9 protein-coding genes and 1 riboswitch are annotated in these 14,756 nt (G+C 70.6%); all 9 genes read left to right on the top strand.

Features of this window, described 5'->3' with window-relative positions:
- Positions 1–124 precede the first annotated feature (124 nt).
- The 9 genes from B082_RS0128690 to B082_RS0128645 all read left to right on the top strand — a co-directional run bounded on the left by B082_RS0128690 (position 125) and on the right by B082_RS0128645 (position 14,062).
- Positions 125–1,150 carry a 6-phosphofructokinase gene (locus B082_RS0128690; RefSeq protein ID WP_026250304.1) on the top strand — a complete coding sequence of 342 codons (1,026 nt, stop codon included), beginning with the start codon at positions 125–127 and terminating at the stop codon, positions 1,148–1,150.
- Positions 1,151–1,268: 118 nt separating this feature from the next.
- Entirely contained in the window at positions 1,269–2,219 is a 951-nt protein-coding gene (locus tag B082_RS0128685) for a cytochrome c oxidase assembly protein (RefSeq protein WP_018555243.1), read from the top strand.
- Between the two features lie 174 nt (positions 2,220–2,393).
- The gene (locus B082_RS39600) at positions 2,394–2,552 is read left to right on the top strand and encodes a hypothetical protein (protein WP_018522815.1); all 159 of its coding nucleotides are present in this window, start codon (positions 2,394–2,396) and stop codon (positions 2,550–2,552) included.
- Between the two features lie 1,018 nt (positions 2,553–3,570).
- Positions 3,571–5,133 carry an endo-1,4-beta-xylanase gene (locus tag B082_RS0128670; RefSeq protein ID WP_018555241.1) on the top strand — a complete coding sequence of 521 codons (1,563 nt, stop codon included), beginning with the start codon at positions 3,571–3,573 and terminating at the stop codon, positions 5,131–5,133.
- A gap of 169 nt (positions 5,134–5,302) precedes the next feature.
- The gene (locus B082_RS0128665; RefSeq protein WP_018555240.1) at positions 5,303–8,065 is read left to right on the top strand and encodes a glycoside hydrolase family 48 protein; all 2,763 of its coding nucleotides are present in this window, start codon (positions 5,303–5,305) and stop codon (positions 8,063–8,065) included.
- 139 nt (positions 8,066–8,204) lie between these two features.
- A complete protein-coding gene (locus B082_RS0128660) occupies positions 8,205–10,352 on the top strand; it encodes a glycoside hydrolase family 6 protein (protein ID WP_026250302.1) in 2,148 nt (715 codons plus the stop codon).
- A 166-nt stretch (positions 10,353–10,518) separates the two neighbouring features.
- On the top strand, positions 10,519–12,108 hold the full coding sequence (locus B082_RS0128655) for a sigma-70 family RNA polymerase sigma factor (protein ID WP_018555238.1): 1,590 nt from the start codon (positions 10,519–10,521) through the stop codon (positions 12,106–12,108).
- Positions 12,109–12,235: 127 nt separating this feature from the next.
- Positions 12,236–12,949, top strand: a complete 714-nt coding sequence (locus tag B082_RS0128650; RefSeq protein ID WP_018555237.1) for a lysophospholipid acyltransferase family protein — start codon at positions 12,236–12,238, stop codon at positions 12,947–12,949.
- Between the two features lie 63 nt (positions 12,950–13,012).
- Positions 13,013–14,062 (top strand): NAD-dependent epimerase/dehydratase family protein, encoded by a 1,050-nt coding sequence (locus tag B082_RS0128645; protein ID WP_037711082.1) that lies wholly within the window; start codon positions 13,013–13,015, stop codon positions 14,060–14,062.
- A gap of 496 nt (positions 14,063–14,558) precedes the next feature.
- Positions 14,559–14,755, top strand: a riboswitch (cyclic di-AMP (ydaO/yuaA leader).
- The last annotated feature ends 1 nt before the right edge of the window (position 14,756 follow it).

The following is a 14,756-nucleotide window of genomic DNA, read 5'->3' as shown; positions in this document are numbered from 1 at the left end:
TTGAGCGGAGTCCAGCAGGCGGACGCCCGGTTCGGTCCCGCCACCCTGCGCCGGTAGGGTGGCGGGGATCCAACCGGACGACGTGGTCCGGTCGTCGGCCCACGTTGCAAAGGTTTCCCGGGCAATGCGAATTGGTGTGCTCACCTCCGGCGGCGACTGCCCCGGCCTCAATGCGGTCATCCGGTCCGTCGTCCACCGTGCTGTGGTCGACCACGGCGACGAGGTCATCGGCTTCCACGACGGCTGGCGGGGCCTCCTGGAGTGCGACTACCGCAAGCTCGACCTGGACGCGGTCGGCGGCATCCTCGCCCGCGGCGGCACCATCCTCGGCTCCTCCCGGGTCCAGCCCGCGCATCTGCGCGGCGGCATCGAGCAGGCCAGGGGCCACGTCCGGGATCTCGGTCTCGACGCGATCATTCCGATCGGCGGCGAGGGCACCCTCAAGGCGGCGAACCTGCTGTCCGAGGCAGGGCTGCCGATCGTCGGCGTACCGAAGACCATCGACAACGACATCGCCTCCACCGACGTCACCTTCGGCTTCGACACCGCCGTCGGAGTCGCCACCGAGGCGCTCGACCGGCTGAAGACCACCGCCGAGTCGCACCAGCGGGTCATGATCGTCGAGGTCATGGGCCGGCACACCGGCTGGATCGCCCTGCACTCGGGCATGGCGGCGGGTGCGCACGCCGTCGTCGTCCCCGAGCGCCCCTTCGACATCGACGAGCTGACGGAGCTGGTGGGCCGCCGCTTCTCGGCCGGCAAGAAGTTCGCGATCGTGGTGGTCGCCGAGGGCGCGAAGCCGCGCGAGGGCTCCATGGAGTTCGAGTCGGGCGTCAAGGACATCTACGGGCACGAGCGCTTCACGGGCGTGGCGACCCAGCTCTCCATCGAGCTGGAACAGCGGCTCGGCAAGGAGGCCCGGCCGGTGATCCTCGGCCATGTGCAGCGCGGCGGCACCCCGACCGCGTACGACAGGGTCCTCGCGACCCGCTTCGGCTGGCACGCGGTGGAGGCCGCGCACCGCGGCGAGTTCGGCATGATGACGGCGCTGCGCGGCACGGACATCGTCATGGTCCCGCTGGCGCATGCCGTGGAGACGCTGAAGACGGTGCCCGCCGAGCGGTACGCCGAGGTGGAGTGCGTGCTCTGAGCGACACCACGACCCGAGACTGCCCCCGGCCGCATCCGCGGCCGGGGGCAGTTCTACTCTGGTCGGGACAACCAGCACGAAACAGGGACGTCCCGGCGTTCCCATCGGGAGTGAACAGATGGATCACAGCGGGCACGGCATGAACATGGACCTGCCGCCGTTCACGCTGGGACGGGGGCTCCACCTCTCCGCGGACCCGTTCTTCCTGACCGGCTGCGTCCTCGCCGTGCTCCTGTACGGGTACGGGGTGCTGCGGCTGCGCAGACGCGGGGACGAGTGGCCGGTGGCGCGCACGGTCCTCTTCGTCGTCGGGGTGCTGACCATCGCCCTGGTGATGTGCACCCGGCTCAACGACTACGGCATGGTCATGTTCAGCGTGCACATGGTGCAGCACATGGTGATCAGCATGCTGTCGCCGATCCTGCTGCTGCTGGGCGCTCCCGTGACGCTCGCGCTGCGTGCGCTCCCGGTGGCGCGGCGTGGTTCGAAGGGGCCGCGCGAGCTGCTCCTGATGCTGCTGCACAGCCGGTACATGAAGGTCGTCACGCATCCCGCGTTCACGATCCCGCTGTTCATCGCCAGCCTGTACGCGCTGTACTTCACCCCGCTCTTCGACTATCTGATGGGCTCGACGGCCGGGCATCTGGGAATGATGGTCCACTTCCTGGCGGTCGGTCTGGTCTTCTTCTGGCCGATCATGGGCGTCGACCCCGGACCGCACCGGCCGGGGTATGTGATGCGGATGCTGGAGCTGTTCGCCGGGATGCCGTTCCACGCCTTCTTCGGGATCGCGCTCATGATGGCGTCCCAGCCGATGGTGGAGGTGTACAAGAACCCTCCGGCCTCGCTCGGCATCGACGCGCTGTCCGACCAGAGCGCGGCGGGCGGCATCGCCTGGGCGTTCAGCGAGATCCCCTCGGTGCTGGTTCTGGTGGCCCTGGTGTTCCAGTGGTACCGCTCGGAGCAGCGGACGGCGAAGCGCTCGGACCGGGCCGCGGACCGGGACGGCGATCAGGAGCTCCAGGCGTACAACGCGTATCTCGCGTCGTTGCAGGCGCGCGGACAGTAGCGGCGGAGGCGCCATCCGGGTGACGATGGAGTCACGGCCGCGCGGCCGATGAGGTCCTGTCCGGAGTTCCCCCGTCGTCCGCGCGGAGCGCGGGCGCGACGGCGGTCGGAGCGTGTGTGCCGGACGGCGGGGCGCGGACGGGGAACTCCGGACGGTACCTAGGAGGGTGCGCGCATGTCCGGATCCACGAAGACGATGGGAATGCTCACCGCAGGCGCTCTGGTGGCGGTGACCGCCTACACGGTGGCACTGGGAAGCAACGGCTGGCTCTGGTTCGGCTGGGTGCTGCTGGGACTGATCACGATAGGGATGGCCGCGACCCGGGAGACCTGACCTGGAGAGCGGTTCCGACACCTCCTGGGGCCTGTCCGGCGGAGCACGACCGGACAGGCCCTTGGCGCGGGCGGCGCATCCGGCCCGCCCGCGAGGGTGGTGTGCGCGTGATCGGCCGCCTCCGCGACGGCGTCCGTGGCCGCGCGGTCGCTGGCCCGCGCCGCATGACGCCGGGGTGAACGGCCGTATACGGTGCCCGCCCGGAGGCGCCCGAATCCATCCGTCGCGCCCCCGCGGACGCCGCCTGCGGACCCGCTCGCGGGCGCCCCGGCGAGGCTCTCCGATCGCCTCGCGGGCCCGGCATGGCCGTGGGCGCGGTGTCCGCCCACGTACGCCTTCGCGTACGGCGACAGCGGCTTCCGGGCACCGCGAAGGGCTCGCTCATCCCTCGGGCATCACCCCTCACTTCGGCCACTTTCCGTTACCACCCGTACACGGACGGCCGCCGCGGGCCGTGGGCGCGAGAGCCGCGGTCGGGCCTCTCGTCGGCGCTCAGGGCGTCGTTCTCCTGCCGCTTCGCGCCCGGTCCGGGAGTGCGGGCACCCCGCCCCGCACCGGTACGGCGGCGGCGGTCGGCCTCACCGTCCGTCACGGCACGTGCACGTCGGTGCTTCCGTGCCCCGGCCCCGAAGGTGCCCGCAGCCGGCCTCGCGCGTGCGATCGCGAACACGTGAAGCGGGGCCCGGCCGCCCCTTCCGCAGGCGCCCCGGGCCGGCGTCGGGCAGGGGTGGCGGCGGGCGTCCCGGCGGGCGCCGGCCGTTCCTTACCCACGCGTCAACAACGCTGCGCTACAGGCCCGTTCGACGTGTGGCCGCGTTCACGTGCCCGTAAGGCAGTTGCGATTTAACTCTTGACAGGTGCCTGTCGCCACGCCACCTTGGGAGCGCTCCCACAATCAAGACTTGCACACTCCACCCCCTCCCTTCTCCCCCAACACCGGTTGGCGGTAAGGGCGTTGCGGGGCGCAGCCGCGCACCCCGCGACGATCCACGCTGCCCGGCAGAGGAAGGCGTTCGTCATGAGCTTGGTGAAGCGCTGTAGGCCCCGTCGCACCGGAGGGCTCCCGGCCCTCCTGGTCGGCACTCTCGCCCTTGCCACCGGTCTGGTGGGCGGGCCGGCGTCAGCCGCCCCGCAGGACACACTGCACGACCTCGCCGCCGCCCAGGGCAGGTATTTCGGTTCCGCCACCGACAACCCCGAGCTGCCCGATGCCGCCTACGCGGAGATCCTGGGCTCCGAGTTCGGGCAGATCACCCCGGGCAACTCCATGAAGTGGGACACCATCGAGCCCGCACAGGGCCAGTTCGACTTCACCAAGGGCGACGTGATCACCGACTTCGCCCAGCAGCACGGCCAGACCGTGCGCGGACACACCCTGGTCTGGCACAGCCAGCTGCCCGGCTGGGTCGGCTCGCTGCCGTCCGCGCAGGTCGAGACGGCCATGACCGACCACATCACCGCGGAGGCCACCCACTACCGCGGCGAGGTGGCCGCCTGGGACGTCGTGAACGAGCCGTTCAACGAGGACGGGACCTTCCGCACGAGCCCGTTCTACACGGCCATGGGCAGTGACTACATCGCCACCGCCCTGCGCGCGGCGCACGCCGCCGACCCGGACGCCAAGCTCTATATCAACGACTACAACATCGAGGGCATGGGCGCGAAGAGCGATGCCATGTACGAGCTGGTGAGCGAGCTGCTCGACGAGGGCGTACCGCTCGACGGGGTCGGGATGCAGGCGCACCTGGCGATCCAGTACGGCTTCCCGTACCAGATGCAGGCGAACATGCAGCGCTTCGCCGATCTCGGACTCGATGTAGCCGTCACCGAACTTGACGTGCGCATGCAGCTTCCGGCCGATGCCGCCAAGCTCGCCACCCAGTCCTCGTACTACGGGCAGGTCGTCGACGCCTGCCTCGCGGTCGGGCGCTGCGTCGGCATCACCATCTGGGACTACACGGACAAGTACTCCTGGGTTCCGAGCACCTTCCCCGGCGAGGGCGCCGCCAATCTGTACGACGACGACCTGGCCCCGAAGCCCGCCTACGACGCCGTGCGCACCTCGCTGGGCGGCGAGCCGGGCGGAGGCGACGACGGCGGGGACGACGGGGGCGACGACGGTTCCACCTCCGGGACGCTGAAGGTGCAGTACCGCAGCAGCGACGCCTCGGCCGGTGACAACCAGATCAAGCCCGGTCTCCAACTCGTGAACACCGGCACCGGCGCGGTGAGCCTGCCGTCGGTGACCGTCCGCTACTGGTTCTCCGGTGACAACGGCGCCACGACGTACGGCAGTTGGTGCGACTGGTCGCCCCTCGACTGCTCCACGGTCACGCACCGGGTGGTCGCGGCGAGCACCCCGAAGGCCGGGGCCGACCACTACCTCGAAGTGGGCTTCACGAGCGGGAGCCTGGCCCCCGGAGCGTCGACCGGCGAGATCCAGCTGCGCCTGAGCAAGACGGACTGGTCGAACTTCGACGAGTCGGACGACTACAGCTACGGCGCCGGCACCTCGTACGCGGACGCCTCGAAGATCACCGTGTACGCCGGCGGCGACCTGGTCTGGGGCATCGAGCCCTGACCCCCGGGCCACCACCGGCCCCCTCTCCCCTCCCTTCCTCTGCTCCTCCCCCGCATTCACCGCACCCCCGTCCCCACGGATTCCCTCCTCCCCTCCCCCGACGACACCCGCCACTGGAGGATTTGTGTCGATATCACGGAGAACGTTCAGCAGCGCCCTGGGCGGCAGCGTGCTCGCCCTGGGCCTGGTGCAGGGCACTGCCGTCGCCAAGCCGGCCCCGGCGCAGTCCGGTACCGGCACCCGAGCCGCCGCCGCGGGCGACGACCCGTACACCCAGGCCTTCCTCACCCAGTACGGCAAGATCAAGGAAGCCGCCAACGGCTACTTCAGCCCCGACGGTCTCCCCTACCACTCGGTCGAGACCCTGATGGTCGAGGCTCCCGACCACGGCCACCAGACCACGTCGGAGGCCGTCAGCTTCTGGATGTGGCTGGAGGCGGCGTACGGTCGGGTGACGGGTGACTGGGCCCCCTTCAACGCGGCCTGGGCGGTGGCGGAGAAGACCATCATCCCGCAGCACGCCGACCAGTCCACCAGCGATTCCTACAACCCGTCGGCGCCCGCGACGTACGCGCCGGAGCACCCGCTGCCGGACGGCTACCCCTCAGCCCTGGACGGCAACGTCGCGGTGGGCACCGACCCCCTTTCGTCCGAACTCGCCTCGTCCTACGGGACGATGGACATCTACGGCATGCACTGGCTGATGGACCTGGACAACGTCTACGGCTACGGCAACAAGCCGGGAACCGGCGGCGAGTCCGGGCCCGGTGCCGGCGCCTCCTTCATCAACACCTACCAGCGCGGTGCGCAGGAGTCGGTGTGGGAGACGGTCCCGCAGCCGACCACCGACCTCTTCGAGTACGGCGGCCCCAACGGCTACCTCGACCTGTTCGTCGGGGACTCCGCCTACGCCGAGCAGTGGAAGTACACCAACGCGCCGGACGCCGACGCCCGCGCGGTGCAGGCTGCCTACTGGGCGTACCGCTGGGCCTCGGAGCAGGGCAAGGAGAGCCAGGTCGCGGACTCGGTGGCGAAGGCCGCCAAGATGGGCGACTACCTGCGCTACGCCATGTTCGACAAGTACTTCAAGCGGATCGGCGACTGCACCGACCCGAACTCCTGCCCCGCGGCGTCCGGCCGGGACTCCCAGCACTACCTGCTGTCGTGGTACTACGCCTGGGGCGGGGCCGCGGCGGGCAGCGGCGGCGGCTGGGCGTGGCGCATCGGTGACGGTGCCTCGCACCAGGGCTACCAGAACCCGCTGGCCGCGTGGGCGCTGTCCAACGTGCCGTCGCTGACCCCGAAGTCCGCGACCGCCAAATCGGACTGGTCCAAGAGCCTGACCCGGCAGCTGGAGTTCCTGACCTGGCTCCAGTCCAGCGAGGGCGCCCTCGCGGGCGGCTGCACCAACAGCTGGGAGGGCAGCTACAGCACACCGCCGGCCGGGACGCCGACCTTCTACGGGATGGCGTACGACTGGCAGCCGGTCTACCACGACCCGGCGAGCAACAACTGGTTCGGTTTCCAGGCCTGGGGCATGGAGCGGGTCGCCGCGTACTACTACGTCACCGGCAACGCGGCCGCCGAAGCGGTGCTGTCCAAGTGGGTCGCCTGGGCGTCGAGCGAGACGACGGTGGGCGCCGACGGGAGCTTCCGCTTCCCCTCCACCCTGAACTGGACCGGTCAGCCGGACACCTGGGACGCGGCCTCGCCCGGCGACAACGCCGGTCTGCACGTCTCGGTCGTCGACTACGCCAACGACGTCGGCGTGGGCGCCGCGTACGTCAAGACGCTCACCTACTACGCCGCCAAGTCGGGTGACGAGGACGCGGCGGCGCTGGCGAAGGCGCTGCTGGACGCGATGGCGCTGAACACCACGGACAAGGGCATCTCGGTCCCGGAGACGCGGCTCGACTACAACCGCTTCGACGACGAGGTGTACATCCCCTCCGGCTGGTCGGGCACCATGCCCAACGGCGACCCGATCCAGCCCGGTTCGACCTTCATCGGCATCCGCAGCTGGTACAAGGACGATCCGGACTGGCCGAAGGTGCAGGCCTATCTCGACGGCGGCGACGCCCCGACCTTCACCTACCACCGGTTCTGGGCGCAGGCGGCGCTCGCGCTCGCCTTCGCGATCTACGCGGAGCTGCTGGTGGAGGGCGGCGGCGGTGAGCCGGGCGGCGACACCGAGCCCCCCACGTCCCCGACGGGCGTCACGGTGTCCGCGACCACCAAGGACAGCGTCTCGCTCTCCTGGTCGGCCGCCACCGACAACGTGGCGGTGACCGGCTACGACGTGTACCGCAACGGTGTGCTGGCCGGCAACGCGACCGGGCCGGCGTTCACCGACACCGGGCTCGCCGCTGCCACCGAGTACACCTACGCGGTCGCGGCGCGGGACGCCGGCGGCAACACATCGGCGCTGTCCGACGCGGTCCTCGCCACCACGAAGGCGGACGGCTCGACCGGGACCGGCGCGGTCAAGGTGCAGTACAAGAACACCGACTCCGCCGCAGGCGACAACCAGATCCGGCCGGCCCTCCAGCTGGTGAACACCGGCAGCGCCCCGATCGACCTGACGACGGTGAAGCTGCGGTACTGGTTCACCGCCGACGGCGGTCCGAGCACCTTCGGCACGTACTGCGACTACGCCGCGCTCGGCTCGTCCAACATCACGCACACGGTGGTGGCCGTCCCGAGCCCGAAGGCCGGTGCGGACCGCTATCTGGAGATCGGCTTCACGGGCGGGGCGGGCACCCTGGCCGCCGGCGCCTCCACGGGCGAGATCCAGCTGCGGATCAACAAGAGCGACTGGTCGAACTTCGACGAGAGCGACGACTACAGCCGGGCCACCATCACCGCGTACGCGGACTCCTCCAAGGTCGGCGCCTACGTCGCGGGCGCCCTGGCCTGGGGAGTCGAGCCCTGACCGGCTGAGACACCGGTCACCCCACCACTCCCGATGGCGGGTCTATCACTCACCCCGCTGAGCCCGCCATCGGGCAGCACCCCCCATGAACCCGTCTGCGGGGAGTTTCCGCAGGCGTACGAGAGGAGCACGGAGCCGCATGAGTACCAGAGGCACCATCAAGCAAGGGCTACGCAGGAGGCTGGCCGCAGTCTCCGCCCTGGCCATGGGCGCAGCCCTGGCGGTGGCCATCCCCACCACCGCCGACGCGGCGGCTGCCCGGGTCGACAACCCCTACGTCGGCGCCAAGGCCTACGTGAACCCCGACTGGTCCGCCAAGGCCGCCGCCGAACCGGGCGGCGCCGCCATCGCCGACACCCCGGGCTTCGTCTGGATGGACCGTATCGCGGCCATCGGCGGCTCGTCCGAGGCGATGAGCCTGCGCGAGCACCTGGACACCGCCCTCGACCAGGGTGCGAACCTCTTCCAGGTCGTCATCTACGACCTGCCGGGGCGCGACTGCGCGGCGCTGGCGTCCAACGGCGAGCTCGGCCCCACGGAGCTCGACCGGTACAAGACGGAGTACATCGACCCGATCTCCGAGATCCTCGCCGACCCGGCCTACGCCGACCTGCGCATCGTCACGATCATCGAGCCCGACTCGCTGCCCAACCTCGTCACCAACGCGGGCGGCACCGAGGGCTCGACCGACGCCTGCGCGGTGATGAAGGCCAACGGCAACTACGAGAAGGGTGTCGGCTACGCCCTGCACACCCTGGGTGCCATTCCCAACGTCTACAACTACGTGGACGCGGCTCACCACGGCTGGCTGGGCTGGGACTCCAACATGGGCCCGGCCGCGACCGAGTTCAAGAAGGCGGCCACCTCCGAGGGCGCCACGGTCGACGACGTCGCCGGCTTCATTGTGAACACGGCCAACTACTCGGCTCTCAAGGAGCCGAACTTCGATGTCACCGACTCGGTGAACGGCACCACCGTGCGCCAGTCGAAGTGGGTCGACTGGAACTACTACGTCGATGAGCTGTCGTTCGCCCAGGCCCTGCGCACCCTGCTGGTGAGCGAGGGCTTCAACTCGAACATCGGCATGCTGATCGACACCGCCCGCAACGGCTGGGGCGGCCCCGACCGGCCCACCTCGGCGGGCCCGCTGACCAGCGTGGACGCGTATGTGGACGGTGGCCGGGTCGACCGGCGCATCCACGCCGGGAACTGGTGCAACCAGACCGGTGCCGGCATCGGTGAGCGGCCCACCACCGCCCCGGAGGCCGGGATCGACGCCTACGTGTGGGCGAAGCCCCCGGGGGAGTCGGACGGCAGCAGCCAGCCCGAGGACAACGACGAGGGCAAGGGCTTCGACCGGATGTGCGACCCCACGTACACCGGTAACGGCCGCAACGGCAACAGCATGAGCGGTGCGCTGCCGAACTCCCCGGTCGCTGGCCACTGGTTCTCCGCGCAGTTCCAGGAGCTGGTGCGCAACGCCTACCCGCCGATCGACAACAACGGCGGTGGCGACAACGGCGGCGGTGACAACGGCGGCGGCGACGATGACACCCAGGCGCCGACCGCGCCGACCGGTCTGACGGCCACGGCGAAGACCAGCAGCAGCGTCTCGCTGTCCTGGACGGCGTCGAGCGACGACACCGGCGTGACGGGCTACACCGTGTACCGCGACGGCGTCCAGGTGGGCACCTCCACCACGACCTCGTACACGGACACGGGCCTTTCGGCCTCGACCGCCTACAGCTACACGGTCAAGGCGAAGGACGCGGCCGGCAACGTCTCGGCGGCCTCCTCGGCCCTCTCGGCCACCACCTCCGCGGGTGGCGGCACCGGTACGGGCGCCCTGAAGGTCCAGTACAAGAACAATGACTCCTCCGCGACCGACAACCAGATCCGGATGGGTCTCCAGCTGGTCAACACCGGCAGCACCGCGGTCGACCTGTCCACGGTGAAGCTGCGCTACTGGTTCACCCCGGAGTCCGGTTCGTCCACCTTCGGCACCGCGTGCGACTACGCGGTCCTGGGCTGCGGCAACCTGACGCTCGGCGTGAAGACGGGCGGCTCGGAGGCAGGTGCCAGCCACTACCTGGAGGTCTCCTTCGGCAGTGGCAGCCTCGCGGCCGGTGCCTCCACCGGTGAGATGCAGCTGCGTCTGAACAAGAGTGACTGGTCCAACTTCGACGAGGCGGACGACTACAGCTACTCGACCTCCACCAGCTTCGCCGACGCCTCGAAGGTCGGCGTCTACGTGGCCGGTGCGCTCTCCTGGGGCACCGCGCCCTGAACACCCGCCGGATGATCCGGTGACTCCGTCCGGCCCCGCCACCCACGTGGCGGGGCCGGACCCATTGCGCACAAGTGATCGACCGGTTTTTGTTATGGTCCCCGCCGGGCCGCATCTCCCAGGTGTGCGTGAAGCCGGAACAGGACTCGGGAAGAGTGAGCACAGCATGGGCAAGGACCGCGAGAGGGCGTTGATCAAGGCTGCGCGGGCCGGGGACGCCGACGCCAAGGACCAGCTCGTCGCGGACTATCTGCCGCTGCTGTACAACATCGTCGGGCGTGCGCTGAACGGGCACGCCGACGTGGACGACGTCGTGCAGGAGACCGTCCTGCGCATGCTGCGCGCACTGCCCGGCCTGCGGACGCCGGAGCGTTTCCGCTCCTGGCTGGTGGCCATCGCGATGAACGAGATACGCGGGCACTGGCGGGAGCGGCAGACCGCGCCCATACCCGCCGAGCCGCTGGCCACCGGCCGTGACACCGCCGACCCCGGTGCCGATTTCGTCGATGTGACCATATTGCGGCTCGGTCTGTCCGGACAGCGCCGGCAGGTCGCCGAGGCGACCCGCTGGGTGGACGAGGACGACCGGGCACTGCTTTCGCTGTGGTGGCTCGAAGCGGCCGGGGAGCTGTCCCGGGCCGAGGTGGCGGCGGCGATGAACCTCTCCCCCGAGCACACCGCCGTGCGCGTGCAGCGGATGAAGGCGCAGCTGGACACCGCGAGGGTGGTGGTGGGCGCGCTGGCCGCGCAGCCCCGGTGCGTCCTGCTGGAGGACATCCTCGTCGGGTGGGACGGGGTGCCCTCGCCGCTGTGGCGCAAACGCATCGCGCGGCACGCCCGCGGCTGCACGGTCTGCTCGGGGTTCGGCGCGGGCCTGGTCCCGGCCGAGGGGCTGCTGGTCGGGCTGGCACTGGTGCCGCTCGCGGTGGCGGGCGCCGGACACACGGCGAGGTTCGCCGAGGTGGCGTACGCCACGCCGGTGCCCGGCCGAATGGGACGGGCCGAGCTCCGGCGCGACCAGGCGCGGCGGCGCCGGCGCAACGCCGTGGTGGCCTCGGTGGTCGCTGTGGGGGCCCTGGGCGCCGGGGGCGCGGCCGTCCATCTGTCGACGGGCGACAGCGGCGAGGCGACGCGGGTGGCGTCCGCCCCTTCGGCCGTCGCCTCCCCCACGCCGGCCTCGTCCGTCCCCTCCCCCTCGTTGTCGCCGTCCGCCTCCTCCTCGCCGTCCCCCAGCCGGAGCGCGAGCCCCACCCCCACGAAGACGAAGGCGAAGCCGAAGCCGAAGAAGACGGCCACCGCGAGCAGCCGCCCCCCGACGGCCCCGTCGTCGCCCACCACCCGTCCGGCCCCGCCCCAGCCCCCGCCGAGCCCGGCCTCCGACGCGCAGCAGGTGGTGGCGCTGGTCAACACCGAACGCGCCAAGGAGGGCTGTGGGCCGGTGAGCGGCAACGCGCAGCTGACGACCGCCGCGCAGCGGCATTCCGAGGACATGGCCGCGCACGACTACTTCTCGCACACCTCGCAGGACGGGTCGGGCCCCGGAGACCGGATCACCGCCGCCGGCTACCGGTGGAGCACGTACGGCGAGAACATAGCCAAGGGGCAGCGCACACCGGCCGATGTGATGAACTCCTGGATGAACAGCCCCGGCCACCGCGCGAACATCCTGAACTGCGCGTTCAAGGAGCTGGGCGTGGGTATCCAGAACAGCTCCGGCGGCATCGTCTGGACCCAGGACTTCGGCACGGGGCTGTGAGGGGCCCCGGCTTTCGGGCGTGAGCGCGGGGTACATGTCTCACCGGGCTACGATCGGCCGCCGCGGGCGGACCGACCGGCCGCTGCCGCTTCGCTGACCCGCTGACCCAGCAGACCGGGGAGAGACCGTGTTCTACTACGTCCTCAAGTACGTCTTCATCGGGCCGCTGTTGAGGCTGTTGTTCCGGCCGGTCATCGAGGGCGCGGAGCATATTCCGGACGACGGCGCCGCGATCGTCGCCGGCAACCACCTGTCGTTCTCCGACCACTTCCTGATGCCCTCGATCATCAAGCGGCGCATCACCTTCCTCGCCAAGGCGGAGTACTTCACCGGTCCCGGGGTGAAGGGCCGGCTGACCGCCGCGTTCTTCCGCAGCGCGGGGCAGATCCCTGTGGACCGGTCGGGCAAGGAGGCGGGGCAGGCCGCGATCCGCGAGGGGCTCGGGGTCCTGGGCCGGGGAGAGCTGCTGGGCATCTATCCGGAGGGGACCCGCTCGCACGACGGCCGGCTCTACAAGGGCAAGGTCGGCGTCGCGGTCATGGCCATCCGCGCCCAGGTGCCGGTGGTGCCGTGCGCCATGGTCGGCACCTTCGAGATCCAGCCGCCCGGCAAGGTCCTTCCCCGTATCAAGCAGGTCACCATCCGCTTCGGCGAACCGCTGGACTTCTCCCGCTACGCCGGCCTGGAGAACCAGAAGGCGGCGGTCCGCGCGGTGACCGACGAGATCATGTACGCGATCCTCGGACTCTCCGGCCAGGAGTACGTCGACGAGTACGCGGCCAAGGTGAAGGAAGCCGTCCAGGCGCGGCAGCCGGGCAGGTTCCCGAAACTGCGACGCTGAGGGCGGATTCGCGATCGGTGAACCTTCGTGGTCGCGGCCTTGGAACCGATCTAGCTTCGGTGCATGAGCAGAGGACACGCATGGGTACTGGGAGCGGCGGGACAGATCGGGCGGACCACTGTGCGCTCGCTCGTCGCGGACGGCTGGAAGGTGACGGCGGCCTCGCGCGGCGGGGGCCGTGACCAGGAGTGGGGCGAAGAGGTCCGGACGGTCGCGCTGGACCGCGACGAGGACAGCGCGCTCGCGGCGGCGCTGGGGCCGGGCTGTGACGTCCTGGTCGACATGGTGGCGTACGGGCGGCAGCACGCCCGGCAGCTGACCGGGCTCGCGGACCGGATCGGTTCGGCGGTGGTCGTCTCCAGCGGCGCGGTGTACGAGGACGGGCAGGGCCGCAGTTTCGACACCCAGGCGGAGCCGGACGGATCGCCCCGCTACCCGGTGCCGATCCCCGAGTCGCAGCCCACTGTCGCACCGGGCGAGGACACGTACGCGACCCGCAAGATCCGTCTGGAGCGCGATCTCCTCGCTGCCGGCGGCACACTGCCCGTCACCCTGCTGCGGGCCGGCGCGGTCCACGGCCCACACTGCCGCTCGCCGCGCGAGCTGTACTTCGTCAAACGGGCGCTGGACGGCCGGACCCGGCGCGTGCTGGCGTACGAGGGCAAGTCACGTTTCCATCCCGTGCACGCGGCCAACGTCGCCGAGCTGATCCGGCTGGCCGCACTCCGGCCCGGCTCCCGGGTGCTGAACTCCGCGGATCCGCAGGCGCCGACGGTCGCGGAGATCGGCGAGGCCGTGGACGCGGTGCTGGGCCGGAGCACGGAGACGGTGCTGATTCCGGGAGCGCCCCCGGCCGAGGGCGTCGGCTCGACGCCGTGGAGCGCGCCGCACCCCATCGTCTACGACATGACGGCCGCCGAGCGGGAGCTGGGGTACCGGCCGGTGACGGGGTACGCCGAGTCGCTGCCGGAGACCGTCGAATGGATCACCGCGCAGCTGGCGGGGCGTGACTGGCAGGATGCCTATCCCGCGATGGTGCGGGCGTACGGCACAGGGCTTTTCGACTACGCGGTGGAGGACGCCTGGCTGCGGGAGCACGACCGGGCGCTCTGAGCCGGTCCTCCGGCGGGGATCCTGCCGTCCGGCCCGTCTAAGGGCTGTCCCGCAATTCCTGGCGGGCGCACGACGTCAGCTACGGCACCTCGCCGCGTTGTCCAAACGCCCGAATACATCCAGTATGCGGGCGCCTCTCCGCCTTGCGATGCACCGCATCTGACGCCGCGCGCTGATCCGCCAGGAATTGCGGGACAGCCCTTAGTTGACACGCCCGACGGGCGAAACGAATTTCCTCGCTCGTTCGGCGTAGGCATCGACTCGCGCGAGCGACCGCTCGACTTGCGTGTTTCCGATGCACGGGGGCCGGGATCTTTCGCGACACCGCTGGTACGGCGACGGCCGGAAGGGGCTCGCAGAGCGGTGGAAGCCCGCCTGTCCACCCGAACGGACGATCCGTGAGGATCTTCACTTATGGCCGTTTCACCTCGGAAATCCGGCACTCGGTGAGTCAAGATCCCTGGGACGACAAGCCCCCGCCACCGCGGCGGGGCGGTCCGGGCGGACGCCGAGTCCTGCCGCCGTCCGGATGCCTGGTCGACAGGAGTGGATCGGCAGGAGTGGAGGACCCGAGCACTACGGGACGACCGGTTTTCCGGAGGTCCCTCGGGGTGAAGCCGCCTTGTGCGGCCGGGCGACTTCGCCAGCCCGAACCCGACAGGTCATCCTTCACAGGCGGCTGACGAAGGGTTGC

This window comes from Streptomyces sp. ATexAB-D23 (genome assembly GCF_000373645.1).
Taxonomy (GTDB): Bacteria; Actinomycetota; Actinomycetes; order Streptomycetales; family Streptomycetaceae; genus Streptomyces; species Streptomyces castrisilvae.
This window is presented reverse-complemented; position numbering and strand designations above follow the sequence as displayed.